Raw genomic sequence first — 24,911 nt, 5'->3', positions numbered from 1 at the left:
GGCTGCGCGCGTGCGCTCCGTGCGCAACGCCCCGCTCACACGCATCAATGCCGCGTCGGCATGATCACCTGCCTGCATGCAAGACGGCGCGTGGATGATGTCGGGAAGGCGGGCGCCCTGCTATGCGCGACTCAGCTGTCTTGTGTCTAGCAGCCACCGCGCTATTGACAACACACAGCACCAGGCACTTCTAGGCAGGCCGATACGTTTGCGCCATAAAACCGCTGGGGAAGGTGTGGGTGCTCACCAGCGTGAGCGGCCTGGGGGCCGGCAGGTCGTTGAAGATCGGCACGCCCTTGCCCAGCAGGATCGGGTAAACGCCCAGGACATATTCGTCTGCCAGGTTGTGGGCGATGAGGCTGCGTGCGAAGGCAGCGCCGCCGTGGGCAATGATCGGTTTGCCGTCCTGGGCCTTGAGCCTGGCGATTGCATCGGCCAACGGGCCGCTGGCGACCGTGGCGTTGGCCCAGCTGTCCGCGCCGGCCTGCAGCTGCGCCCCCGGCAGGGTACTCAGTTGCGCGCGCGCAGCGGCGAGTGATGCGCGGGCCACCTCCAGCACCGCCGGGCCCTGTACCGAACACACGGCCCTGGGGATCTGGTTCATCGGCACGGCAAACGGCGAGGTGGCCGTCGGCCAGAAGCTGGCCATGCCCTGGAATGTACGGCTGCCCATCAGGTGCAGGCTGGCATTCCACGCGGTTTCAACCTTCCAGGCAATGGCTGCCTGGTCGCCACTGAACATCCAGTCGATCTCGCCCGCCGGGCCGCTGACAAACCCATCCAGCGACACCGACATCATCAATTTCAACTCACCCATTGCGGGTTCCTTGTGCGCCCCGGCGGGAGCACGACGCGGCAGGCAGGATGCCGGCCTTCGTAACAACGACGAATGGGCCGCACGGAATTCGACATGCGCCTGCACGGCGTTACCGGCAAGCAGCACAGGCCCATCAACAGCGGACCCGGCTGCACCTCGTGCGGGCAAGCCGTACGACGCCATGAGCGAACGAATCAGCCGGAGTCTGTTGGCCGTGTGCAAGGACAACCGCGATGCGTATCCGGGCGCCGGTGACCGGTCGCTGGCAGAGAACGCACTGACGCGTGTGGACCACGTAGTGATGGGCAAAACCGGCAATGTGTTCGCAGTTGAGGGCCGCCTGGATGACCCTGCACACAAGCGGGTGCATGTGGACGTGGAGCAGGCCATCCAGACACCGGTCGAACAGTCCGACCAGCAACTGCTGGCCGCCAATCAGGCGCTGGCGCAGGAACGCGCGCTCACCCAGCAACCCGAGGGGTCGCGGAGCATGAACGAGCCAAGCCAGACGGCGCCTGTCCGGTAGGTCCTGCAGCCGCGGCGTGCCTGCATGGCGACAACGCCAGCATTGCGGCGGCAGGGGACGTCCTCTGCCTTCTTTTTCATGCAGGCCGTCGTACACGAGCACAAGCCATCGTTGGGCAATCGCACGCGAGCTGCATCTGGCATGACCCTGAGAAGCCCTAGCAGCACACTCCCGAACGGAGCCTAGAAACTCCTCACAAAGCGGCACCCACCTCCGACAACTTGGTGGGTTTTTTGTGTCCGGTCGCAAGATCGGGCATGGCTCGGCGTTCCTGCGCCGGGAGGGCGGCGAATACAACACCCGCAAGGGGAATAAGCCCGCCGGCTTTGTGCGGTTTCTAGCCTCCCGGCATCCCGCTGCGTTGTGCAGCGGGAGCTGCCTGATGGCAAGGAGAGCGGCATGCACGACGAACCCGGTTACTGGATGTCCGAAGGCACGCAATACCACCTGCTGCGCGTGCGCGACCAACTGCGCCTGCTCGCCACCCTGGCCAGCCCACGCACACGCGACGAAGGCGCCATGGGCATGCCCGCCATTCCCCTGCAGCAGTGGGCGCGCTGTCTGCAGCATCTGGCCGAGCAGGTGGAGGACGTGCTGGAGGATTTGGGTGGTGCGCGGTAGCGGCGTGTGTCTGGTTCGTGCGTGAGCTGCCTGGCCGGCGGACTGGCCGGAACGATGACTAGGTTTTGCTAACTCATGCGGCTTGAGCATCCAGCGCCACGGGTTGTATCGCCTGATCAGCTGTTGCTTTAGACAGAAGGCCGATGACGACAGGTGCTTGCTCACCACTCCTTCTGTCCGCACTGGCTTGGAATATTGCTCGTCCTCCGCTGAGCCGGCACACTTAGCCTCGAATGCCAGAAGGACCATGAACATGAAAGAACATTGGAAACTGCTACTGGCGTTGACACTAATCTTTTCCTCCACGTCCTGTGCAACGGATGGTGTGGCAACTGCGACCAAGGAAAGAGCAATCATGAGCGAGAGCAACCAGATCACACCCAACGAGCTGGGAAAGCGATTTTTGGTATTGATCAAGAATACCGATGGCGTTGACACGCTTTCGCCGACAGTCGTACAGACGTCGATGGGGGTTACATTTCAAGCTGATGAAGATAAGAAGTCTGGCTTCTACACGTCAAAAGTGCCTGGAGGCGACTGGCAGTACAGCATGATTTACAATCTTCATGAGAGTTCATCAGCGCAGTCCAGTATTGCACTTGAATTAATTCAATCGAATCCCTCCGCAGATGCAAGCACTTTGCCCTGCGAGCTGAAGCTAGAAGACTTTCAGCGATCGCTGGTAGACATGGGTTTCTCACCAGCGCCCACTTCTCATAACGAAATTGGCTTGGTTGTGGATTACAGCTATACGCGCCGCAATCTGCTTGTCCGAATAAATCCATATCAGAAAGGCACAGAGGCTTCGGGGGAAAAGGCAACTGGTTGCGTCAAAAGGATCAGCGCTCATAGATTTGAGGACTGAGTAGATGGCCAGTGCAAACACCCAACTGGAAGCTGCGTTGGCTCAGTTCGCTGGGCAGCCAGGAGTCAGTGCCGATCAAGTGTCGCAGTTGAGAGCGACGCTTGCTGCTGACCAAGATCTCACTCAACGCCTGAATAGCGAAGCAGCAAACGGTCATTTGACCGGGTTTTCCCTAGGAGCAAGCGGCTCCGAGCCGCTGACTGGATCATATGAAAAATCCACTGGCGTCATAACGCTTCCGGCTCTTGACCCGGGCAGTGGCCCGAGTACGGACCTGCGTGCTGCGCTGCGCCTGCAAGAAATGAGCGTGCGCTTTGCAAACAGCACCTATTTGGACGCAAACCAACAAAGCCAACCGGTGACGCAGAACATGGTCACCAACCTTCAAGCCACCATCAATGGTTCGCCTGCATTAGCACGCGAAATGAAGACAGCGGTCACTACCGTTGATACCAGCGCAAGGCAACCGCACATGCTGTTGGAAAACTTCGCGCCGTTGAGTGGAACTGTTGCTGGCGGAACGTTCAATCCGGCAACTAACACGATGAGCCTTCCCCCAACCACGCTTTCCCAGCCGCCAAGCCGGTTCAATCAGATCAGTGCCAATGATCTGACTTTTGTTCTTGGGCACGAGACGCAACATGCCTTCAACCAGATCGACACAGCGGCTGCATACCGCAGGTTTGATCAGGCAGCCACTGCAATTGCCAAAGATAACAATCCGATAAATGATTACACAGTCCCTATCGAGAACTTGATTGCCAGTAACCGGCAGGACGAAGCGAAAGCGCAGATTGCTGGATGGAACGCCTTGGCAGACAGGGTACGACAAAGCAATCCTCATGTTGACGCAACGGCAATGAAGTCACTGGGGAACGGGCGAATCGACGATTTTGTGGAACTCAATCCTTCTAATCCTCTACAAGCTCAGGCACGGCAGGGAATTACATTCAATGCCGACGGATCGCTGCCGATGACGCCGCAGAATGTTGCCGCCCAAGAGACTTACTATTTCAACAAGCAACCGCGAGGAACACCAGGCCTACCCACAGCTCAGACCACCGGCATCGGATTTCATGGCGACTCCGATTACCCAAACTACTACGGTGCAGGGGCGGTCAGTCGGGCGATCTATATCGAGAGGACGCACGCTCATCCGGTGGGCGGCATTGCACCCCAGATGCATCTTGATATGCAGCGCCTCCGCTTCAAGGAACCGTTGCTGGAACATAACGGGATTGATCTTTCCCAAACCGGTGCGGCTAACCCTCAGCCATACTGGGATACCAGCACGACCCCACCCACACGTGGGCTATTCCAGCATACGCAGGGTACGCACCAACATGTCAGCCCGGCGTTTGATCTTGCTGCTCCAAGCGACGAAAGAAGCGGCCGCAGTCAACATCCGTCCATCGACAGTGCCTTGCTTGAAAAAGTACGCCAAGGCGTCAGTGAGCTAGACCGCCAGGCTGGAAAGCCCTGGGATGACAATAGTGAGCGACTCAGTGCCAGCTTGATGCTGATGGCAGCTGAGAAAGGCTTCACTGCGAAAGACGACTTGAAGTTTGCATTCAACACACCCACCCCAAATCTGGGCAGCGGCGAAGTGTTGCATATGTGGCGCGCGAGCGATGCTTCCCCTGATCCAGCTGCGAATAGGGCGCACATGCCGACGCAGGAAGCCCTGTCTGTTCCGGCGGAGCAACGTCTGACGCAGGTGGAGACACTGCAGCAGGCGAAAGCTGAGGAAATACAGAGAAACCAGCAACAGGATGTTGTGCAGCAGCAATCGGGGCAGGCTCGCTCGCTCTGAGGATTACATCTCGGCAGCGGGCAGCTCAGCAAACTCAGTGCTTCGGGAAACCACGCCCTTCAGCTAGGAGCAGTAGCGCGCGCACCAACATCCGGGATTGGCGCGTTACTGCCAGGGCAGCGAGAACGTGACCCTGCGCAGCGAAGCAAAGCGCCAAGGGCGCCCTGCGACGTCGGATTCCATCACTACGCTATATAGCCAGGGCAATCGATACCATGTGGCGAATACCATACTGTCATTATATTGGTCGTCCGGCAGTAGTCATCAGGATCACCATGAACGCCGAACCAAGTCGTAAATCGCGCGGTCGGTTCAAACGACATGTCAACATATGGCGGAACATCGAAGGTCTGAACTTTCGTCTGCTGGCCGTATTCAGTAAGAGCTTCGTAAGCGATCGCGGTTGATTGCGGTATAACATTTTGTCCAACATGCTGGACCTGAGCTGCGCTGCAAGATGCGAATTCCGCCTCAGTTATCTTGTGATGACTCGTCTTTAGAGATGTTATTCAGTCTTAGCTGATCGCCAGCAAAAATTCTAACTTCATTTGATGACGCTTCAAGCCACGATGCCCGAAGTGAGTCTCGGGATGCATCCTTATAAGTCAGTTTAGGCCTGTTTAAATAAAGAGAAGGACTTCTTAAGCTAACAGTGTAGTGCCGCCCTGGCTTGAGACGATAATTCAATTGAATATTTACGTCCACCACCTTCTTCTGCTTTGGACCCACTTTGACATATACATCTTCTGGCGCGCCGTCCATGTTGACATAGATGCCAAAATAGGGAGCTTCACTTCCATCATCTGCCAAGACACGAAAAACATTGTTCATCAAAAGACCACTTTTGTTGGTCTTTGGAAGCCACTGATCTACGACTTCGATGTCCTGGCCACCTAGATTAGTAGCAACGACGCGTATACCTGTTTCATCTTGCTTGTTACTTACAGGCTTATCGCTATTAACAGCTTTAACTGCTTGTTCAATCTTAATACTCAATCGCCCCGCCGCTAATGCCGAGTGAGACCAGATTATTAAGCCCACTATTGCCGTTACTCTCCATGCATGCATTGCCAACTCCTTGTTAGTAAGCAAACTTTGTCGATTTTTAATGTTGCGATGGTACTTGAACACAAAATCATACTTATAGCGTAGCGTCAACGGAGCCCGATTTATCAAAACACAAATATAGGTGGCCTCCTGGATAGGGACAGCAAAATTCTTTGCCACCTTGCGTGGATGAAAACGGCTTCCTGCGTGACTAAGCTAGCCGGTGTGATCGCCTAGTGCATTCGTCGAAATGGTCGTGACGCACTACCAACTGCCGTTGGCGGCGCGTGCCGGAGCATGCGGACGTGGCCGAGGTGGCGCAGGCCATCGTGCAGGTGGTGGATGCGCCGTTCGGCAAGCGCCCGTTCCGCGTGCATATCGACCCGGCTGGCGATGGTGCCGACGTCGGCTTCGGCGTGCTCGATCGCCTGCGTGCGGAGATGCTGCACCGGGTGGGATTGGGCGATCTGTTGGCACCGCGCGTGGTGGGCTGATGGAAAGCGGCAGGCGTTTTGCGCGCCTGCCGGCTATGCTGTTGTGCTGACTGCGGGGTGCACACGCGTGGTGCTGGTTGGGAGGCGGCGTGGTGGTGTTAGCGCCACGCAGGTATTCACGCAGCAGCGTTGTGGTGCGCTTGTTGTTGCGCGCACCGGCTTTTGGCCATGCTGGCCTGACGTTAGGTCGCGCCCAGGTGCGCTCCTACGCCCAGGTCCAAACTTGGTATGTGTTTCCCAACTCTTACAAGGACGTCGCCGTTGTTGACCGTTTCCTTCCGCATCCTCTGGCCCGTGGCCCTGGTTGGCTTGATGGCGTCCTGCGACGGCAGCCACACCGCTGACCCGCCGCGCCCGGAATCCGAGCACTTCACGCTGGCCGAGCTGCAACAGCTTGGCTGCACTGTCAAGGCAACGCCCAAGCGCAGCCAGAGCAGCATCCCGTTGGTGGGCACCGTCGATGGCTATGGCATGACCAGCACCACGCCGTGCGCCACGCAATTGGTCAGCCTGCTGCAGCCCATCAACTATGAAGATGCCGTCTGGGAAGGCGCGCGCTCGGCCGCTAAGAACTTCGCCAAGGAGCACGGCTACACGCAGGAGCGCTTCGAAGGCGAGATCGGCGAGTACAGCGAGATCGAGGTGTTCAGCCGCAACGGCAAGCAGGTGGGCTTCGAATACAGCGTGCAGGCGCGGGGCACGCTGCATTCGGTGATCGTGCTCTCCGATAGCCTTGAGCCGGATGCGGCGTTCGAGGCGGTGCTGAAGACCAAGCTGTGAGGGTGCGAGCCTGACCGACAGCCGTTAGCTGGCGCCCCTGATCAAGGGTAAGGTGAATGCCATTTAGAGCGGCTAACAAAACGTAGCGAGCAGCCGTCAGGTGGGTGCGGGCGGCGCGGAGGAACCGGAGTGTACGTGGGTACATGAGGATTCCGAGCACCGGCCGCGCCCGCCTGGCGGCTGCGCAGTAGTTTTGATAGCTGCTCTTAATCGTTAACTGGATAGCGCCACGACCAATCTGGTCAAGCTGGCGACCGCACGCGCCCTGGTCGACGCCAGTGCGGTCAGGCAGGCATCGGTCATCGGGGAAGCCGTGCCTGGACCGTGCGGTTGCAGACCCATAACCAGACCCGTGTGCTGACCACCAAGGCGAATGCGCCGCGCCGGTTTGGCAGCTTCGAAAGTGCGTTGAAGGTCTTGCGCGAGATGGGCATGCCATTGGACGTGCTTCATGTGGACGCTGCGCAGTGGGACGCCGAGGGCGGCAATACGAAGCGCCGGCCTGACCGCTCCGAGGCGATGAAGGTCAAGGAGTTGGACGCACGCTATGCGGTGTCGCTACGCACCCAGACCGAGCATGCCCTGGCCGTCCCCCGCCCCGCACTCTCCAGCGCGCAGGCGAAGCAGCAGATGGAGACGCTCAAGACGCAACAACGTGCGGCGCTTGAGGCAGCACTGGCTGCAAAGGACACGCGTGCGCGAGCGTGGCCTGGAAGCAGAGCGCGCTGGATGCGCGCACCGCATTGCTCGCCTCAGCACTGGCGCGCGCGATCGAAATCTCCGACCCGCAGATGTATTTCGCCGCATGTGAACAGGACGACCGGATCGAAACCGAGGGCGACGCGCTGGATGGTGCCGCCATCTATCACTCTGGGCCACTGCCGGGAACGCGTTGTCCACCTGCCAGCACGGCAGATGTCTCTTGATCTACACACGCGACGGCGACGATGTGCTGATCCTTGTCCTTGTACCTGCGCGCTCTGATTGGAAGCCGACGTCGTCAGGCGATCAATAGATCCATGACGTGTCGATGCTAGCGAGCGAGGGGCATACGCGACTGCTCGACGACATCGACAGCGCGCTACACCTCGCCCATCGGCCGCAGGCACAGCCAGATGGCGCACCAATGCGACAGTGCGCCGCCCAGCACATGGGCGTGCCAGATGGCGCGGTTGTAGACCATGGACTTGCGCACGTAGAAGCCCACGCCCACCGTGTAGAACGCACCGCCGGCGGCGATGAGCCACAGCACGGTGCTGTCCAGCCCGGCGACGATCTGCTTGATCACCACGATGCCGGCCCAGCCCAGCAGCAGGTAGATGGCCACCCAAAAGCCTTTGGCGATTCCGGGCAGGAATAATTTGGCGAACACGCCGAACAGAGCCACACCCCACACGCTCAGGATCATGGCCCAGCGCCAGCTGCCATCCAGCGCCAGCAGAAAGAACGGCGTGTAGGAGCCGGCGATCATCACGAAGATGCCGGCGTGGTCGAACTTGCGCAGCATCGGCTGGCGCTGCGGCGGGGCGAAGTTGTAGGCCGCCGAGCAGGCGAACATCACCAGCAGCCCCAGCGCGTAGACGCAGGTGGCCAGCACCATCGTGCCGTTGGCATGCGCGCGCCAGATCATCCAGGCGCCGCCAACGATGGCCAGGAACAACCCGGCGGCGTGCACCACAACGTCGGCACGGCGGGCGGAAGGGGTCTTGTAGTGCGGGGCGAGAGCGCTGGGGGGCACGGGCACGGCAGGTCTTCGAGGTGGGGGAGCCCGCCGGTGCCGCATGGCGCGGCCCGGTGGGGCCCGACAGGATACCCGCTTGCTGAATCCGCTCAGTGACACAGGCTCGCCGGTTTGGCGCTGATGTCACGTGTGCCCAGTTGCCATCGCCGCGACGATGTGGCACCTGGCCAAACCTGCAGCGCGCTCCGGCTGACCCTCCATCGCGTAGCAGCGAGGTGTTTCACAAAGCTCGGTCTTATTAAGGCATTCTTTAATAGCCAGCACTGCTAGGAAAGGATCCTTGAATGACCCGTGTCACCGGCTCCTATGCCGTCATCAAGACCCATGACGAGACCGTGCGCGCGTTTGTTCCAGCGCCGCTTCCGCCGGCCGCCCCTAAGCTAGATCCGTCCGCGTATCTGGAGCGTAATCGCCTCGCCGAGGTCGCCCTTGCGCGGCTGACAGGCATGGCCGGGCTGGTGGCCTCGAGCGAGTGGCTGATCTACAGCGCGGTCCGGCAAGAGGCGCTGCTGACCTCACAGCTGGAGGGAACCCAGGCCACCCTGATCGACGTCTTCGACGAGGAGGCAGGGCTGACAGTGACCAACGCAGACGATGTGGAAGAGGTCACCAACTACCTGCAGGCGTTCAAGTTCGTCCGTGAGCAGTTAAAGGCGCCCACCGGATTGCCCATCTCGCTGCGCCTGCTCGCCGAAGCGCACAGGATTCTCCTGGCTGGCGTCCGTGGCGCGCACGCACTGCCGGGCAGCATGCGCACCAGTCAAAACTGGATCGGCGGCACCCGGCCCGGGAATGCGGCATTCGTGCCACCGCCGGCCGAGCGCCTGGCCGAGGTGTTTGGTGATCTGGAGCGCTTCATCCATGACACGCGCCCGACGTTGCCGCCTCTGGTCCGCATTGCGCTGGTGCATGCGCAGTTCGAAACCATCCATCCGTTTCTGGATGGCAACGGCCGGATCGGGCGATTGTTGATTGCCGCGCTGCTGGAGCATTGGCAGTTGCTGCCCGAACCGTTGCTGTACCTGTCCGGCTACCTCAAAGCCAGGCAAAACGACTACTACCGGCACCTGTCGGCCATTCGAACGCATGGCGATTGGGAAGCATGGGTGGCCTTCTTCCTTGAGGGCGTGGAAGCCTCTGCCGAACAGGCCCAGCGCAGCATCATGGCGATTGCGGCGTTGATCGCGGCCGATCGCAAGCGCGTGCTGGGAACCGGCAGCAGCACGCTGCAGGCGCTGCGGCTGTTCGAGTTCCTGCCGACCATGCCGAAGCTGACCGTTGATCGCGCGCAGCAGGCGCTGGAGGTCTCTTATCCCACAGCGCGCGCGGCGGTGACCACGCTGCAGGACATCGGTGTGCTGGTGGAAACCACCGGACGTGCACGCGGCCAGAGCTTCAGTTACCAGGCTTACGTGAACCTGTTGCGCGCCTAGCGCACGTTCGGCAACCACGCACGCTGCACACCACGGAACGCTGCTGCAACGCCACCAGTTCCTGCGTGATTCGGTGCCAACGCGGCGCTGCCGATGACATCTGCGGCGGCGCAGGATACCCGCTTGCTGAATCCGCTCAGTGACACAGGCTCGCCGGTTTGGCCGCGGTCTCATACCCTGAGACACCTCCCCTGTCTCATGCCCCTCTTTGGGAGCCGCCGTATGCCTCCGTTTGCCCTCGCTCCCCGCACCGAAACCGCCGAACGCGCCCTGGCCACCACCGATGGCCGGCCCAGCCGCGACGGCGCATTGCTCACCGAGCGCCTGGAGCGGCGCTACCACGACCGCATCACCGGCAGCTTCACCATCCCCGGGCGCGAAGGCCATTACGCGCCCATTCCCGATGACGTGCCGGCGGCCCTGGCCGATGCGCTGCGCGCGCGCGGCATCAGCCAGCTCTACAGCCACCAGGCCGATGCCTGGGCGGCGAGCCAGCGCGGCGAGCATGTGGCGATCGTGACGCCCACCGCCTCGGGCAAGTCGCTGTGCTACACGCTGCCAGTGGTGAGCGCGGCGATGACCGCCGGCGCCAAGGCGCTGTACCTGTTCCCGACCAAGGCGCTGGCGCAGGACCAGGTGGCCGAGTTGCTGGAGCTCAACCGCGCCGGCGAGCTGGGCGTGAAAGCCTTCACCTTCGATGGCGATACGCCCGGCGATGCACGCCAGGCGATCCGCCTGCATGGCGACATCGTGGTGAGCAACCCGGACATGCTGCACCAGGCGATCCTGCCGCATCACACCAAGTGGGCGCAGTTCTTCGAAAACCTGCGCTATGTGGTGATCGATGAGATCCACACCTACCGCGGTGTGTTCGGCAGCCACGTCACCAACGTGCTGCGCCGGCTCAAGCGCATCTGCGCGTTCTATGGCGCCAACCCGCAGTTCATCCTGTGCTCGGCCACCATCGGCAACCCGCATGCGCACGCGCAGGCCTTGATCGAAGAACGCGTGCATGCCATCACCGAATCCGGCGCGCCTACCGGCGACAAGCACGTGCTGCTGTGGAACCCGCCGGTGGTCAATGCCGACCTGGGCCTGCGCGCATCGGCACGGTCGCAGAGCAACCGCATCGCGCGCATCGCCATCAAGAGCGGGCTGAAGACGCTGTTGTTTGCGCAGACGCGGCTGATGGTGGAAGTGCTGACCAAGTATTTGAAGGACATCTTCGACCACGACCCGCGCAAGCCGGCGCGCATCCGGGCGTACCGCGGTGGCTATCTGCCCACCGAGCGCCGCGAAGTGGAGCGTGCGATGCGCGCGGGCACCATCGATGGCATCGTGTCCACCTCGGCGCTGGAACTGGGCGTGGATATCGGCGCGCTGGACGTGGTGATTCTCAATGGCTACCCCGGCAGCGTGGCGGCCACCTGGCAGCGGTTTGGCCGCGCCGGGCGGCGCCAGCAACCGGCGCTGGGCGTGCTGGTGGCCAGCTCGCAGCCGCTGGACCAGTACGTGGTGCGGCACCCGGATTTCTTCGCCGATGCCTCGCCCGAACATGCGCGCATTGCGCCGGATCAGCCGCTGATTTTGTTCGACCACATCCGCTGCGCGGCATTCGAATTGCCGTTCATTGCCGATGAACCGTTCGGCCCGATCGACCCGCTGGTGTTTCTGGAAGCCTTGGCCGAAAGCGAAGTGATCCACCAGGAAGGCGACCGCTGGGAATGGATTGCCGACAGTTACCCGGCCAACGCGGTGAGCCTGCGCTCGGTGGCCGATGGCAACTTCGTGGTGGTGGACAAGACCGACGGCAAGCAGCAGATCATCGCCGAGGTGGATTATTCGGCCGCTGCGCTCACCTTGTACGAAGGCGCCATCCACATGGTGCAGAGCACGCCGTATCAAGTGGAACGGCTGGATTGGGAAGGCCGCAAGGCGTACGTAACGCGCACGCATGTGGACTACTACACCGACAGCATCGACTACACCAAGCTGAAGGTGCTGGACCGCTTCGATGGCGGCGTGGCCGGGCGCGGCGATTCCCACCATGGCGAAGTGCATGTGGTGCGGCGCGTCTCCGGCTACAAGAAGATCCGTTACTACACGCATGAAAACATCGGCTACGGCCCGGTGAACCTGCCCGACCAGGAGCTGCACACCACCGCGGTGTGGTGGCAGCTGCCGCAGGCTACCTTGGGCAAGGCATTCGCCTCCAAGCAGGATGCGCTGGATGGGTTTCTCGGCGCGGCGTATGCGTTGCACGTGGTGGCCACGGTGGCGGTGATGGCCGATGCACGCGACCTGCAAAAGGCCGTAGGCAATGGCGATGGCGCGTGGTTTGCGGTGGCCGACCAGACCGGCCGCGGGCAACTGCGCGGCGTGGAAGAAGGCGAGGAAGGCACGGTGGAGTTGCAGCAGGCCTTCGTGCCCACCGTCTACCTGTACGACAACTTCCCCGGCGGCGTGGGCCTGAGCGAACCACTGTGGCTGCGCCAGGCCGAGCTGTTGCAGCGCGCCGACGAGCTGGTGCGCCGCTGCGATTGCACCGCCGGCTGCCCGGCCTGCGTGGGCCCGGTGCTGGCCGCTCACGAGGAAGGCAAGGGCGAATCGCCCAAGTCGCTGGCACTGACGGTGCTGGCGCTGTTGTTCGACCCGGATGCGCCACTGCGCCACGCCACGCACGTGGATGACGACCTGGCGCTGGACGTGCTTGCATGAGTGTGAGTGCGGACCGCCTGCGGCTGTTGCGCCGCCAGGCGGGGCAGACGGATGTGCGCGGGCCGGAGGGTGGAGAGGCCGCTACGTCGGCGCGTGTGGAGGCGGCCGATGCGTTGCGCGTGGATGATGGTGCGCGCGCGGGCGCGGGTGCAGCTGCAGAGGCGGACACGTCCGTTGCTGTTGATTCCGGTGCACAGGCCAGTGTCGATGGCACCGCCGCTTCGCAACGGGCCGCAGTTGCCGTGGACGGCACGCGCGCTGACAGCGCCGCAGCGAATGCCACGGCTGGTGAACCGCTCGATGCGCCCTCGAACGCCGTCAGTGCGCGCGATCTTGCGACCTATGCCGATGGCCTGCAGCCGTTGGGCATGCGCCGCGATGCCGGGACGGTGCAGCGTGGCGGGCACCGTGCGGCGTCGCGTGCCGCAACATCGGCGCCGCCCATCCCTGTGGAAACAGATGCGCCTGTTGCCGTGCCAACTGCGGCTGGCAACACGACCGGTGTCAGTGCAGAGCGGCTGCGGTTATTGCGCCGCCAGGTGGGTGGCATGACGCCTGCGCCCCGGAAGGACGCAGCGGCAGTGCCGACGCGTGCACAACGGCAAGCGGCGGCCGGCGATGGTGTGGCGACATCGGGAGCAACGGCGCGCGGATTGTCAGATCACGCTGCGCGTGCGCGGCCGTCAGCCATGCGCGATGACGGCGCGTTGTCGCCTGACGCGAACGCGGGTACGCAAAGCGCTCACGTGATGCGCCCCACGCATGCGTCCGGCGCAAGCAGCATGGATGCGGCCCAGCAGCAACCCAGCCCATCGGGAATGATGCGCCGCGCACTCCAGTCACCTGCGGCACCGCCGGCACGCGATGCCTCGGTGTTTGCGTGGGTGGAACACGACGTGCGGCACAAGCCTGCGGTAACACCCAGTGCCGTAGCCGCGCCTGCGTTGCCAACAGTGCAAACGCCAGCAGCGGCGCCAGCGATGCAACGGCGCGCTGACATCGGTGCGTTGCGCAAGATGATCGGTGTGCGGGAGCGCGCGGTGTCCGCCACCATGCCGGTGCGTGCGCCTTCCCTTGATCGGCATCTGCCAGGCGACGAAATCGCACCCGGCCTGCACCTGATCGAAGCGTTCCTGCCGCAGGCCATCCCGCGCGAGGCGCTGTCGCTGGCTTTCGCCAAACGCGAAGATGCGGTGGAGCCGGAGCACCTGCTGTTCTTCGATACCGAAACCACCGGCCTGGCCGGCGGTACCGGCACGCGCGCCTTCATGATTGGCGTGGCCGATTGGCGCGTGGATGCCACGCGCGGCAGCGGGCTGCGCGTGCGCCAGTTGATGATGTCCACGATGGCCGCCGAAAGCGCGATGCTGGATTTGTTCCGCAGCTGGCTCACCCCGCAGACGGTGCTGTCCAGCTACAACGGCCGCTGCTACGACGCGCCGCTGTTGAAGACGCGCTACCGGCTGGCACGGCGCGGCGATCCAATTTCCGCACTGGACCATGTGGACCTGCTATTCCCCACCCGCCGCCGCTATCGCGGCACCTGGGAGAACTGCAAGCTCTCCACCATCGAGCGGCAGCTGCTGCGCGTGGTGCGCGAAGACGACCTGCCCGGCTCCGAGGCTCCGGCGGCGTGGCTGAGTTACCTGCGCGGCGGCAGCGCGCGCAACCTGCGCCGCGTGGCCGACCACAACCACCAGGACGTGGTGACGTTGTCGCTGTTGATGCAGCGCTTGGTGGCGGTGCAGGCGCAAGACAGTGAGGAAATCGCAGCAACCTGAGCCGCTGCGATGCGATGCGATGCCGCTACGCCGTTGATCCCTCATCGCACACGCAGCGTCTGGCTTAAAACAGCGTTTCCTTGAACGGCAGCATGGCTGCGCCCAGCACCGTGGCGTTGGCTTGCACCTGCCCGACCAGCAATGCCGGATACGGCGATGCAACGCCGCGCCGTGGTGCCGATTCGAAGCGGACGCGGGCGATCAAGCGCTGCGCAAGATCGGCAGGCAGGCGCGCGCCAAACACGATGACGGGGGGATCGATCAAGGCGATGATCGCCGCCACCGCCAGGGTCACGGTGGCCTGCACGGTGTCCAGCCAGGCATCGATCTGCGGCCATGCCGGATCGTAGTGCTGCAGCATCGCGTGCAGATCCGGCAGCAGATGACCCTCGGCCGCCAGCGCCTGGCGCAGGTTTTCCAGCGTGGGCCGTGCGGTGCCGGTGATGGCCGAGATGCGGCCCAGTTCACCCGCGTTTGCATGTGCGCCGCGGCGGACGTCACCTGCGGCAATCACACCAGCGGCAAAGCCATCGGCGATGTACAGGTACACCAGGTCGGGCGACTGACGGCCGATCCCGTACACCGCCTCCGCCAGGGCCGCGCAGTGTGCGTCGTTGTCCATCCACACCGGCAGCTGCAGGCAGTCGGCGACGAGCGCGTCCAGCTCAACCTGCATCCATTCCGCGTCCAGTGACAGCGGCGGATTGACCCGCGTGCCATTGCCGATGCGCGGCCCGGTCATGCTCAGGCCCACGCCAAACAGCCGTTGCCGCTCCACGCCGGTGTCCTGCAACAGCGCCTCCACCAGTGCAGGCAGGTGCGTACGCACCGCCGCCAGCGTCAGCGGGAAGGCGGTGAACTGGCGCATGCCGCGAACCTGGCCGGCGAAGTCGATCAGCAGCACTGCGATGCCGTCCACCATCAACGACACGCCCAAGCTGTACGCATAGTCGGGTGCCAGGCGCACCTGCACGCTGGGCTGGCCCCGTCCGCGCCGCAGCGATGGCCCCAGCTGCAGCAGCCCGCTGGCCACCAGCGGGTCGATGATGCCCTTGGTGCCCGGCACGCTGAGACCCGTGGCCCGCGGCAGATCGGCGCGGGCGATCTGCCCGGCACAACGGACCAGATCCAGCAGCATGCGCTCGCTGGCACCGGCGGCCCGCCCATCGCTGCGGCGACGGTAGTGCGAACGGATCGCCGCATTTACGAAGAAAGAAGGCATGCGCAGCGAAAGCTCCGGCGTTGTCACAAAGGTTTTAATTAAGCCGCTTAATTTAACCCACCTGCGGCCCGCGTTGGGTCTCGCTGCTGGAGCGTGCCATGCGCCTGTTGCACCCGGATTCCCACCCCGCCTGCCCGCCACGGCGCGCCCTGCCCTCGCGACGGGTGGTGCCGCTTGCGCTCGGGCTGGCGGTGACTGGCTGCCTACCCCGGTTCGCCAGCGCCATCGAGGCGCCGGTGGCGGCCGACGCGCAGACCCTGGATGCCGTGCAGGTGCGCAACCCGTTCCAGTCGCAGAACACGCGTGCCATCGCCACCAAGCAGGCCGCACCCACCATCGTGGATTCGGTTGCCGCCGACAGCATCGGGCAATTGCCCGATTTCAACATCGGCGATGCGCTACGGCGCGTCACCGGCGTGAGCACCGTCGAATACCAGGGCGAGCCACGCTACGTGACGGTGCGCGGCCTCAATGGCAACTACAACAGCATGCTGATCGATGGCTTTGCGTTTGCCAGCAATGACATCGGCAGTCGGCAGGCATTGATGGATGTGCTGCCGGCGAATTTTGTCGACCGCATCGATGTGGTGAAGTCGCTGCTGCCGGAGAACGACGGTGCGGCCATTGGCGGTGTCACCAACCTGGTCACCGCGACCGGCTTCGCGCGACCGGACGGCCTGCTGACGGCCTCGGCCAAGGGCGGTGCCAACCTGATGGGGCAGCGCTACGGCGGGCGCACCCCGGTGGGCGAGGGCGAACTGAAATGGAGCAAACGCTTCGGGCGTGAGGGCGAGTTTGCCTTCCTCGGCGCGGCCAGCGTGTGGCGCCGTGAGATCTCGGTGCCGCAGCAGGAAAACGGCGGCGGCTTGAATTGGTACGACGCCGACGGCGCACGTGCGCCGCTCGCCTATGCCGGCGTGGGTGCTGCCGTGCCCAGCGAACGGCGTTGGTACAACTACGACAACACCCGCGAACGCCGCGGCGTCACCCTGCGCGTGGACTGGCAGCCGGACGGCCCGCTCAGTGGCCATGTCTCCGGATACGCGTTTCGCCAGCGCGAGGCATCGGACCGCAACACCCAGGCCGCACAAGTGCAAAACAGCGCGCGCCTGACCCGCACCGGCGCGCAAGGCGGCACGCTGGACAACGTCAATCAGCTTGTGGAGCTGGGGCAATTGCGCTGGAAGCGTGGGCTCTCCGGGCTCAATGGCGAGCTGCTGGCCGAGCTGCCGGCCCAGTGGCGCGGCGCACTGCGGGCAAGCACCTCGCGCGCCACAGTGGACAACCCGCAGACCTGGGATCGCTTCCAGCAAAACCGCCTGGCCTACGCGTTCGACTGGACCGGCACCCTGCCGGCCTTCGCTGCGTTGAATCCCACGCAGGCCGACGACCCCGCACGCTACGCCAACCTCAACCACCAGCAGGAGCGCACGACCTACGCCGAGCGGGTCAGCGACCTGCAGCTGGACCTGCGGCGCAACATGGACGAGGACAGCCGCGGCCTGGGCCTGGCCTGGGGCCTGCGGCAGGTACGCACGCACATGCAGACCGCGTTTGCGCGCACCACCTGGAGCGGCTTGCCGTATGCGCTGGACGACGTGCTGGGCAGCCCGATCTGCGCACTGGGCTGCACGATGCCGATGATGACCATCGACCCGGCGCTGGCCGACGTACGCTGGGATACGGCTGCCGGCCAGGCGCGCGGCGTGGTGGACACCAGCGCCCAGAACAGCGGCAGTTACAGCGTGGACGAGCAGGTCCGCGCCGGCTTTGCCCAGGCGCAATGGCGCGGGGAGCGCTGGCAGGTGGCCGGCGGTGTCCGCCTGGAACAGACACGCTTCGGCAGCGCAGGCCTGCAGGCGAGCGGCGCCACCTGGGCGCCGGTCAGCGCGGTGCGGACCTATCGCAACTGGTTGCCGTCGTTTGCCGCGCAACTGCAGACCAGTGCCAACGGCACGCTGCGCATTGGCGCATCGCGCTCGATCGGCCGACCACGCCTGGACCAGATGGCATTGAACGGCGGCGTGCTGACCCTCGGCAGCACCCCACCCACGCTCAACCAGGGCAACCCGGACCTGCAACCGCGCCGCTCGCAGAATCTGGACCTGGGCCACGACTGGACCTTCGACGATGGCGGCAGCCTGCTGTCGGTCGCGCTGTTCCACAAAACGATTTCCGACGAGATCTTCCGCTACGGCCAGCTGCAGGACATCGACGGCCAGCAGGTGCTGGTCACCCAACCGCGCAACACCGACCGCCCGGTGCGCCTGCGCGGCGCCGAACTCGGCGCCATCAAGGAGCTGGGCCCGTGGTTGCCTGCACTGAACGGCCTGTCGGTGGGTGCCAACCTCACGTTGCTGGACGTGGCGTATCCGGTGGTGCTGGGCGATGGCAGCCGCACCTCGCTCACCGTGCTGCCACAGCAACCCAAACAGCTGTGGAATCTGAGCATGAATTACGCACGCGGCCCGCTGCGCGCATCGCTGGCCTGGAATCACACCGGCGAGCTGTGGGACGACCGCTACCCCAACTACAGCAACCAGCTGGAGTTCTACCGCAACCGCTACCAGCAGCCGCTGGATCGCATCGACCTGAAACTGGGCTGGGACGTGTCGCCCACGGTGGCGGTGAGCCTGGATGTGCTCAACCTGGCTGGGCAAGGCTATCAATACCGCATCGGCCGCCAGCAGGAATACGTGCAGTCGGCGTGGAAGATGGCGCCAACGGTGATGCTTGGCGTCAATGTCAAACTCTGAGGAACTGCATATGCCCCCGCTTCCACCTCCACGCATCAGTCGACGCGCCCTGCTTGCCTGCGCGGGCGCATCGGCACTGGCCGCTACGGTGCCCGCCCTCGCCACTGCGGCGGCTGCGGCGCCCTCGGACGTGGGCCGCAAGTTTGCGCGCTCCCGGCGCCCGCTGCCGTTTGCGGGCAACACCTTCGTCGGCCATCTGCCGCAACAGGGCGATGGCTACGACAGCTTCGACCGCGTGCTGGATATCTATCGCCAATTGCCGGAGCAGCGCTTCGGCAACAAGTTCGCGCTGCTGCCGCCCAGCAGTTATCACGTGACCCTGCTGGGCGGCGTTAACGAGACCGATCGCAAACGCGGGCCATGGCCAAGCGATGTGGCACGCGATGTGCCGCTGGGCGAGATCAATGCCAGCTTCCTGTCGCGGCTGAAGCAGCGGAATGCCGCCCCGTTGGGGGCATGCCGGTTCATCGTCGACCCGTCTGTGGCCAAGACCGGCAGCAACGACAACCTGCTGATTCCGCTGCTGCCGGCCGATGCTGCAACGACGCAGCGGCTGGACGCTGCACGCGCGGGGCTCATGGCGCTGAGCCGTTTGCAGCGGCCGGACTACGTCAACTTCCGCTTCCATATTTCGTTGGCGTATCTGTGCGCCACGCTCGATGCTGCGGAGCAGGCGGCGTATCGCAGCGTGGTGACGTCGTGGCTGAAGCGGCTTGCAGACACTGGGCCAATCACCATCCCGCACTTTCACTTCTGCACGTTTGCCGACATGTACGCGTTTCGTACCGAATACGAAGTGTGAGCGTGGCTGAAGGTGACGGGCGATATCACTGCAGGCTGCGCGCGGTACGTTTATGCCCGCGCCTCAGACACCTCGGTGGTCATCTGCCACGCGGCGAACGCCTGCTCGAACTCGGCCAGCGTCAGCAAGCCCATACAGGCATGGGCGCCGCTGGGTAATGCAGCGCCGGCGGCGAGCTTGCGTACCAAGAGAATCGCGGCCAGGCACGGAATTTCCGGGCCGTGCAGCATCGCGGCGGTGAGATCCCAGTGCACGGTCAGTGGCTGGCCGTCGCGCTCGCCGCGCAGCGTCACGCGCATCCCGCCCAGGTCGGTACCGAAGCGATCAAACCAGCGCCCGGCGCGTGCGAGCAACTGCGCCACGCGCGCCATCGGTAGCGGCACCCCGCGTTGGCGCAGCCAGGCGAGTGCGGCCAGGCAACGCTGCAGGAAACCCACTTCCAGCGCGGCGCGGAACTGCACGCTGCGGACGCCGGGATAGCGTTGCGGCAACAGGTCGTGGTCGGGCACATCGCAGGGGGATGCCAGGCGCGGTGCTAGCTTTGCGAAGTGCACACGTTGCGGCGCGGCCCATCCCACCACGGTCTGCCAACGCCCCTCGCTCCACCACGTAAACGGTGTGCCGCAGTACGACAGCACCGCGCGCACGGTGGCCAGCCCCAGCGGCGTGCCCTGCGCAGGCGCGATCACCATGCCGATATCGTGCAACACAGAAAACCGTGGCAGCAGTGCGTCGATGACCGCGCTCGACAGCGCCGGCAAGGTGCTGGCCCCGCTGATCGCCACACGCCCGGCCTGCTGCGCAAGCGCGTTCATGGCGCCGGGGAAATCACGCACAAAGCTGCGGCCGTCGGCCAGGTCGATGTAGTGCATGCCCGCCTGCAGGCAACTGCGCGCCACCGCGTAGTCCTGGCCCTGGAACGGCCCGGCGGTGTGCACCACCACGTCGGCCGCGGTGGCAGCCAACTGCGCGGCGAAGTCGTCAGCGGCCATGTCCAGGCGGCATGCTGAGATGCGCCCAGGCGCAGCATCGGGCCAGGTGGCGGCGATCGCGCCCGGGTGACGCCCCGCAGCGATGACATGCACCTGTGGCGCCGCCGCCAGCGCACGCACGATGCGCGCGCCGAAGTGCCCGTAACCGCCCAATACCATCACCCGATACGTCATTGCCTGCTCGCCACCTGCCGATAGCGCACAGTATCGGCGAACAGGCAGTGCGGCGATCAGCGCTCGACCAGGATTGCCAGCCCCTGCTGGATTGCTTCGCGCATGAGGCTTCGCGCCTGCGCCTCTGCACGCGCACTGGCCACTGCTTGCTGCTCGGCAAGGCCGGCCTGCTGCGCGGCCAGTGCGGCCTGTTGCGTGGCCAGCGCCTCCATCTGCTGTTGCTTGCTGCGCTGCTGCGCCGCATTGGCTTGCTGTGCGGCATGCTCGGCCTTGTTTGAGGCAGAGGGACCACCTGCGATCGCTGCATGCGCCTGTGCGGCAGCAGCAGCTGCATCGCGCTCGGCCAGCGAGGCCATCTGTTCGCCCAGTGCACCTTGCTGCTCGCCCAGCCTGCCTTGCCGCTCGCCCAGCGCCCCCTGCGCATCGCCCAGCCGCGCCACCGGTGCATAGAGTGCATGCAGGCGATCGAGCGTTGCCGGGTCGTGCACCACGTAGCTCTTGCCGCCAGTGCGGAACCACAGCACTGCGTTGCTGTTGCCGGCCAGGCGCTGGGCGCGCTTGAGATCATCGAGCGTGCCATGCATGACGTTCTCACCGTTGTGGATCAGCACGTAGGCGTCCTGGTCGGCGCTGGCCGAGAGCCTGAGCTGGCCGTGCGTGGTTACGCCGCTTGTTGCCGGGCGGGTTGGTGCCGACGTCGGTGCCGTGGGGCGCGGGGTATTGGCTGCCTGGGCTGCGGTCCGTGCGGTGTCGGCGCGCACTGTTGCCGTGCGTGCAAGCTCAGGCGCAGCGGCAGTGGCGGTGTTGCGTGCTGCCTGCGCCGCAGGCATTACGCTCAGGCAGAGCGGCAGCATGGCGGTGAGCGCAACGCGCTGGATCGCGTACGTGCAAGCGCGCGGAAGCAGACGATTGGTGTACGACATAAGAATCTCCACGGATGAGTGAGTGCGAACGGCGTTGCGTTGATGGCAGGCCCGGGCATTGCGTGACATTGCTGACAGCGTTTTGGAACACACGCAGCACGATGCAGCGCGGCACGCGTTACCTGCCTTGGCGGCTAACCCGCCACCCGCGTTGCCCGGCCACTGGCGAGCGCCTCGCGCAAAACGCCCAGCGCCTGACGTGTGGCCAGACGCGTGGCGCCCGCCTGTTTCCTTGCCAGTGCGGCCTGCTGTTCGGCCAATGCGTGTCGCTGCGCAGCCAGGGCCTGCGTGCTGGCGGGCGGTACCTTCGACGAGGGCGCACCAGATGCTGCAGTGCCTGCGTCGGGCGCTGCAGCGAGCTGTGCATCGAGCGCCTGCTGACGCGCATCCAGCCGCTCTTGCGCCGCGCGCAATTGCAGGCTGCGTGCATAGCCGGTGCGCAGCCGATGGATCAAGCCGGGGTCGCGCACCACGTATTGCACGCCGCTGGCACGGAACCACAACACCCAGCCGTTGGCATTGGTATGCCGTCGCGCGGCCTGCAGATCGTCGGCCGTGCCGTGCATCAGCTCGCGTTCGCCCTGCAGCAGCACATAGGCATCGCCATCGTCTTGCGTGCTTGGCGTCGCGGTGCCGCAGGTACGGCTGGTTGGCAGCGCATGCTGTGCGACTTGGCGTGGCCGCGGAACAACGAAGGGGTGCGCCGCTTGCGTCGAAGATGAGACAGGCGCGGGTGGCGCCGGCGGATGCGGTGATGCTGTGGGTGCGATGGGTGCGGCCGGTACCGGGGCCGCAGCGGGTTGTGCGCGCGCCGCAGGTACTGGCGATGCAGCGCGCAATGCTGGTTCCGGAGCAGGCGGTGCTGCAGGTTGCGCTGTGGCGCTGGGCGACACTGCCGACGCAGGCGGCAACGGCGCAGCGGCGGCTGCGGGTGCCTGGCTTGCCAATGACGCAGGTGCAAGCGGTGTAGCCATCGCTGCAGGTGCGGCGAAGGCACCGAGTGCCAGTAGCACCGCATCACGCAGGTACCGCTGTAGAAGGTTGATCTGGCGCATGTGCAATTTCCTTGAAAGGTTGGTTCCGCCTGCACGCATGCGCCGGCGGATTGGGGAACAACAAACGCGCGACCACGGCGTTGCCGACGCTGTGGGCGTCGAAACTCGGTTCATCGGTGGATCGGTGGATCGGCGGGCAAGCCGGTGGCGTGGCCTGCCTTGACTTCAGGTGGCGCGTCTAACGCTCTGCGTTAAAGCGCTCCGCAGCGACCTGACACTGTGACTTGATGCATCTGCGATCTCCTCAACGTGCAACGGGTGCCTGCTTGACTGCGCAGGTGGATCAAGAACTGCGAATACACGGCACGGCGTTGCCGACGCTGCAGGCGTCCAGACTCAGGAAATGCCGGGCTGTGGCGGGCCCGTGGTGAAGCAGGTGCTACCTATAGCGATGCGATACCAGCGCATTGCGCCGGCAGGTGCTTGGCGTCAGTAACTGCGCTGAAGCGCAATGAAAAAGATTGCGCTCACCGCGCGGTGGGTGCGCAGTCGTTTTGATAGCTGCTTTTAGCAGACTATGAAGGGATTCGTCGCCAAAACCCGCGCTTGGTCCATGCCGGCTCCTGATACCGACCGCACCCGCCTGACGGTAAGCGCAGCCGTTTCGTGGATGGCTCCTAGCTGTTCTTCGCCCGTTCTGCTTCTGCTCGCGCTTGGTCTGCCTCGACTTGCGCTTTTTCGGCCTCTACCTGCGCCTGTGCTGCCTCGCGTTGCGCTTGTGCCGCTTCCCGTTGCCCGCGTTCGGCTTCGGCGCGGCCCTGACGCGCTGCCTGCTTGGCCATTTCGACCTGCTGCCGCGACAGCGCGTCTGCTTGGCGCATCGCAGCGGCATACGCGTATTGCGCCTGACGATGCTGCTGCGCCACTTCGCGAATCTGTTGCTCGGCTTCGCGTGCTTGCTGTTGCGCGTCCTGCTTGGCTTGTGCCAATTCCGGGCCCAACGAGGCCAGTTGTTCGCGTGCTTCCTGTAATGCGTCCTGTGCGTCCTGCATCCGCTCCTGCTGCATCTCAAGGTCCTGGTTGTTGGCAGCGAGCACATCGTGCACCGCGGCTTGCGCGCCACGGGTGGCATCGCGGCGGATGCGGTCCAGGTCGAGATTCCAGCCGCTGTCCGCTGGGTCCGCATCCTCGTCATGCAGCGGCTCGGCACCCAGCACATCGGCGATGACACCTTGGGTAGCAGGGGCGGCCGCTTCCGCAGGCGCAGCCGGCAGCGCCGGTGCAGGCAACGCGGTCATCGGTGCTGCAGCGTCTGCAGTGTTGACCTGTGCGCGTGCAGCGCGTGCTGCTGCCGGGGCAGTGACCACAACCGGCTGCATGCGCGGAGACGTCACCGGTACCGGCTTGGCCACCAGACGCAGCGGCAGCACACCGCACACCGCTACTGTGGCCAAAATCATCGCGGCGGCCAGCCTTGGAAACGCGCGGGTGTCCTGCAACATCGACAGCCTGCGCTTCAAGCTGATAAACGAGGGCGACGCGCTCGCCACGCCACCGCGTGGGCGCGGCGCCACACCCAGTTGCAGCAACAAGAGGCCGTACTCGTGGCGGCAATGGCGGTGCCCGGCGACCACGGCAGCATCGCAAGCGGCTTCGCGGGCGATGCCATATTCGCGCGCGGCCAGATGCACCAGCGGGTGGAAGAAGAACAGGTGCTGCGCCAATGCCGGTAACAAGCCCCACCACAGATCGCCACGGCGCAGATGGATCAACTCGTGGGTCAGCGCCATGTCCAGATCGTCATCGGCCATGTGCGGCAGACGTGCAGCAGGCAACAGCAACACCGGTTGCCACGGGCCGATCAACTGCGGCGAATCGATCTGCGATGACAACCGCAGGGCCGGCGGGCGCGATAAGCCATGCGCTTCGGAGGCCATCTGCAACGCCTGCACCAAGGCGTGGTCGGTGCAGGGCTCGGCCGCACGCACCAGTGCACGGCTGCGCAGATAGGCGCGCGCCGTGCCGGCAGCCAGCACCAGCACGCCCGCCGCCCACAGCGCCAGCAATGCCATCGCAACGGTGGGCCAGGCGCCGACCTGCATCGCCTGCGCGGTGGCGCTGGCATGTGCGGCCGTGGATGCCGCGGCGGCGTTTGCCATCGGGGCCAGGCTGTCGGCCGAGCCCAGCGCAGTGGTCAGGTGATGCGCTGGCAGCACCGGCAGCTGCACCGGGCTGCTCCATACCAAGCCAACCAGCGCCTGCATACCCACCAACCACCACAACCAGGTTTGCGTGGCCGCCGGCAGACGGCGCACGCCGCGACACAGCGCCCACACGACCAACACCAGCACCGCGGTCTGCACGCTGGTGGCGCCAAGCTTCCATAACACCGCTTCGATCAGGGGCGACAT

General features: G+C 64.4%; 19 protein-coding genes, 1 other RNA gene and 3 pseudogenes. 14 read left to right on the top strand and 9 right to left on the bottom strand.

Annotated elements, in window-relative coordinates:
* Positions 1 to 190 precede the first annotated feature (190 nt).
* On the bottom strand, positions 191 to 817 hold the full coding sequence (locus tag QRM60_RS10005) for a dihydrofolate reductase family protein (protein ID WP_285446107.1): 627 nt from the start codon (positions 815 to 817) through the stop codon (positions 191 to 193).
* Positions 818 to 980: 163 nt separating this feature from the next.
* Between QRM60_RS10005 and QRM60_RS10000 the strand changes: the two are divergent.
* The 5 genes and pseudogenes from QRM60_RS10000 to QRM60_RS09980 form a co-directional block, all read left to right on the top strand.
* A pseudogene (locus tag QRM60_RS10000) lies at positions 981 to 1,343 on the top strand (XVIPCD domain-containing protein); the annotation flags it as partial.
* A 399-nt stretch (positions 1,344 to 1,742) separates the two neighbouring features.
* A complete protein-coding gene (locus tag QRM60_RS09995) occupies positions 1,743 to 1,964 on the top strand; it encodes a hypothetical protein (protein WP_161962875.1) in 222 nt (73 codons plus the stop codon).
* Between the two features lie 253 nt (positions 1,965 to 2,217).
* Positions 2,218 to 2,829 carry a hypothetical protein gene (locus QRM60_RS09990; protein WP_153064906.1) on the top strand — a complete coding sequence of 204 codons (612 nt, stop codon included), beginning with the start codon at positions 2,218 to 2,220 and terminating at the stop codon, positions 2,827 to 2,829.
* Between the two features lie 4 nt (positions 2,830 to 2,833).
* Positions 2,834 to 4,642, top strand: coding sequence for an XVIPCD domain-containing protein (locus QRM60_RS09985; protein WP_285446106.1), 1,809 nt, complete (start codon positions 2,834 to 2,836; stop codon positions 4,640 to 4,642).
* A 31-nt stretch (positions 4,643 to 4,673) separates the two neighbouring features.
* Positions 4,674 to 4,940: pseudogene (locus tag QRM60_RS09980) on the top strand (hypothetical protein); the annotation flags it as partial.
* A gap of 173 nt (positions 4,941 to 5,113) precedes the next feature.
* Here the strand turns inward: QRM60_RS09980 and QRM60_RS09975 are convergent.
* The gene (locus tag QRM60_RS09975; RefSeq protein ID WP_285446105.1) at positions 5,114 to 5,869 is read right to left on the bottom strand and encodes a hypothetical protein; all 756 of its coding nucleotides are present in this window, start codon (positions 5,867 to 5,869) and stop codon (positions 5,114 to 5,116) included.
* Between the two features lie 107 nt (positions 5,870 to 5,976).
* Between QRM60_RS09975 and QRM60_RS09970 the strand changes: the two are divergent.
* Positions 5,977 to 6,183, top strand: a pseudogene (locus QRM60_RS09970) (oxidoreductase); the annotation flags it as partial.
* Between the two features lie 261 nt (positions 6,184 to 6,444).
* Positions 6,445 to 6,963 (top strand): hypothetical protein, encoded by a 519-nt coding sequence (locus QRM60_RS09965; protein ID WP_285446104.1) that lies wholly within the window; start codon positions 6,445 to 6,447, stop codon positions 6,961 to 6,963.
* Positions 6,964 to 7,033: 70 nt separating this feature from the next.
* Here the strand turns inward: QRM60_RS09965 and QRM60_RS09960 are convergent.
* Positions 7,034 to 7,108, bottom strand: a non-coding RNA gene (locus tag QRM60_RS09960) — sX9 sRNA.
* 559 nt (positions 7,109 to 7,667) lie between these two features.
* Between QRM60_RS09960 and QRM60_RS09955 the strand changes: the two genes are divergently transcribed.
* A complete protein-coding gene (locus QRM60_RS09955; protein ID WP_285446103.1) occupies positions 7,668 to 7,889 on the top strand; it encodes a hypothetical protein in 222 nt (73 codons plus the stop codon).
* Between the two features lie 155 nt (positions 7,890 to 8,044).
* On the opposite strand, the gene QRM60_RS09950 is transcribed toward QRM60_RS09955, so the two are convergent.
* Entirely contained in the window at positions 8,045 to 8,707 is a 663-nt protein-coding gene (locus QRM60_RS09950; protein ID WP_042595485.1) for a hemolysin III family protein, read from the bottom strand.
* A 281-nt stretch (positions 8,708 to 8,988) separates the two neighbouring features.
* On the opposite strand from QRM60_RS09950, the gene QRM60_RS09945 reads away from it, so the two are divergent.
* The 3 genes from QRM60_RS09945 to QRM60_RS09935 all read left to right on the top strand — a co-directional run bounded on the left by QRM60_RS09945 (position 8,989) and on the right by QRM60_RS09935 (position 14,636).
* Positions 8,989 to 10,137: a Fic family protein gene (locus QRM60_RS09945; RefSeq protein WP_285446102.1), complete on the top strand. Its 1,149-nt coding sequence runs from the start codon at positions 8,989 to 8,991 to the stop codon at positions 10,135 to 10,137.
* Positions 10,138 to 10,359: 222 nt separating this feature from the next.
* Positions 10,360 to 12,855, top strand: coding sequence for a DEAD/DEAH box helicase (locus tag QRM60_RS09940; RefSeq protein ID WP_161962877.1), 2,496 nt, complete (start codon positions 10,360 to 10,362; stop codon positions 12,853 to 12,855).
* Positions 12,852 to 14,636, top strand: a complete 1,785-nt coding sequence (locus tag QRM60_RS09935; RefSeq protein ID WP_285446101.1) for a ribonuclease H-like domain-containing protein — start codon at positions 12,852 to 12,854, stop codon at positions 14,634 to 14,636. Before QRM60_RS09940 ends, QRM60_RS09935 begins: the two co-directional genes overlap by 4 nt.
* Before the next feature lie 64 nt (positions 14,637 to 14,700).
* Here the strand turns inward: QRM60_RS09935 and QRM60_RS09930 are convergent, their stop codons facing one another.
* Positions 14,701 to 15,858, bottom strand: a complete 1,158-nt coding sequence (locus tag QRM60_RS09930) for an ROK family protein (protein WP_115557138.1) — start codon at positions 15,856 to 15,858, stop codon at positions 14,701 to 14,703.
* Between the two features lie 98 nt (positions 15,859 to 15,956).
* On the opposite strand from QRM60_RS09930, the gene QRM60_RS09925 reads away from it, so the two are divergent.
* Both QRM60_RS09925 and QRM60_RS09920 read left to right on the top strand, forming a co-directional pair.
* A complete protein-coding gene (locus tag QRM60_RS09925; RefSeq protein ID WP_238154044.1) occupies positions 15,957 to 18,614 on the top strand; it encodes a TonB-dependent receptor in 2,658 nt (885 codons plus the stop codon).
* Positions 18,615 to 18,624: 10 nt separating this feature from the next.
* Positions 18,625 to 19,416 (top strand): DUF1868 domain-containing protein, encoded by a 792-nt coding sequence (locus QRM60_RS09920; protein ID WP_285446100.1) that lies wholly within the window; start codon positions 18,625 to 18,627, stop codon positions 19,414 to 19,416.
* Between the two features lie 50 nt (positions 19,417 to 19,466).
* Here QRM60_RS09920 and QRM60_RS09915 read toward each other — a convergent pair whose 3' ends face one another.
* The 3 genes from QRM60_RS09915 to QRM60_RS09905 form a co-directional block, all read right to left on the bottom strand.
* Entirely contained in the window at positions 19,467 to 20,582 is a 1,116-nt protein-coding gene (locus tag QRM60_RS09915) for a saccharopine dehydrogenase NADP-binding domain-containing protein (protein WP_285446099.1), read from the bottom strand.
* 56 nt (positions 20,583 to 20,638) lie between these two features.
* Positions 20,639 to 21,505, bottom strand: a complete 867-nt coding sequence (locus QRM60_RS09910; protein WP_115557141.1) for a hypothetical protein — start codon at positions 21,503 to 21,505, stop codon at positions 20,639 to 20,641.
* 134 nt (positions 21,506 to 21,639) lie between these two features.
* Positions 21,640 to 22,098 (bottom strand): hypothetical protein, encoded by a 459-nt coding sequence (locus tag QRM60_RS09905; protein ID WP_114996552.1) that lies wholly within the window; start codon positions 22,096 to 22,098, stop codon positions 21,640 to 21,642.
* An 83-nt stretch (positions 22,099 to 22,181) separates the two neighbouring features.
* On the opposite strand from QRM60_RS09905, the gene QRM60_RS09900 reads away from it, so the two are divergent.
* The gene (locus QRM60_RS09900) at positions 22,182 to 22,475 is read left to right on the top strand and encodes a hypothetical protein (RefSeq protein ID WP_153065467.1); all 294 of its coding nucleotides are present in this window, start codon (positions 22,182 to 22,184) and stop codon (positions 22,473 to 22,475) included.
* Between the two features lie 702 nt (positions 22,476 to 23,177).
* Here the strand turns inward: QRM60_RS09900 and QRM60_RS09895 are convergent.
* Positions 23,178 to 24,911: a M56 family metallopeptidase gene (locus QRM60_RS09895; protein ID WP_285446098.1), complete on the bottom strand. Its 1,734-nt coding sequence runs from the start codon at positions 24,909 to 24,911 to the stop codon at positions 23,178 to 23,180.

The sequence above is a fragment of the Xanthomonas sp. fls2-241-TYG-148 genome (genome assembly GCF_030208815.1).
Classification (GTDB): Bacteria; Pseudomonadota; Gammaproteobacteria; order Xanthomonadales; family Xanthomonadaceae; genus Xanthomonas; species Xanthomonas campestris.
Note: the sequence above shows the minus strand (reverse complement) of the source record. Positions and strands in the feature narration are given on the sequence as shown.

What these genes read in the sequence shown, in the direction of transcription:
- QRM60_RS10005 (WP_285446107.1), bottom strand. Translation starts at nt 817, where the DNA reads ATGGGTGAGTTGAAATTGATGATGTCGGTGTCGCTGGATGGGTTTGTC.
- QRM60_RS09995 (WP_161962875.1), top strand. Translation starts at nt 1,743, where the DNA reads ATGCACGACGAACCCGGTTACTGGATGTCCGAAGGCACGCAATACCAC.
- QRM60_RS09990 (WP_153064906.1), top strand. Translation starts at nt 2,218, where the DNA reads ATGAAAGAACATTGGAAACTGCTACTGGCGTTGACACTAATCTTTTCC.
- QRM60_RS09985 (WP_285446106.1), top strand. Translation starts at nt 2,834, where the DNA reads ATGGCCAGTGCAAACACCCAACTGGAAGCTGCGTTGGCTCAGTTCGCT.
- QRM60_RS09945 (WP_285446102.1), top strand. Translation starts at nt 8,989, where the DNA reads ATGACCCGTGTCACCGGCTCCTATGCCGTCATCAAGACCCATGACGAG.
- QRM60_RS09940 (WP_161962877.1), top strand. Translation starts at nt 10,360, where the DNA reads ATGCCTCCGTTTGCCCTCGCTCCCCGCACCGAAACCGCCGAACGCGCC.
- QRM60_RS09935 (WP_285446101.1), top strand. Translation starts at nt 12,852, where the DNA reads ATGAGTGTGAGTGCGGACCGCCTGCGGCTGTTGCGCCGCCAGGCGGGG.
- QRM60_RS09930 (WP_115557138.1), bottom strand. Translation starts at nt 15,858, where the DNA reads ATGCCTTCTTTCTTCGTAAATGCGGCGATCCGTTCGCACTACCGTCGC.
- QRM60_RS09925 (WP_238154044.1), top strand. Translation starts at nt 15,957, where the DNA reads ATGCGCCTGTTGCACCCGGATTCCCACCCCGCCTGCCCGCCACGGCGC.
- QRM60_RS09920 (WP_285446100.1), top strand. Translation starts at nt 18,625, where the DNA reads ATGCCCCCGCTTCCACCTCCACGCATCAGTCGACGCGCCCTGCTTGCC.
- QRM60_RS09915 (WP_285446099.1), bottom strand. Translation starts at nt 20,582, where the DNA reads ATGACGTATCGGGTGATGGTATTGGGCGGTTACGGGCACTTCGGCGCG.
- QRM60_RS09910 (WP_115557141.1), bottom strand. Translation starts at nt 21,505, where the DNA reads ATGTCGTACACCAATCGTCTGCTTCCGCGCGCTTGCACGTACGCGATC.
- QRM60_RS09895 (WP_285446098.1), bottom strand. Translation starts at nt 24,911, where the DNA reads ATGTCGCCCCTGATCGAAGCGGTGTTATGGAAGCTTGGCGCCACCAGC.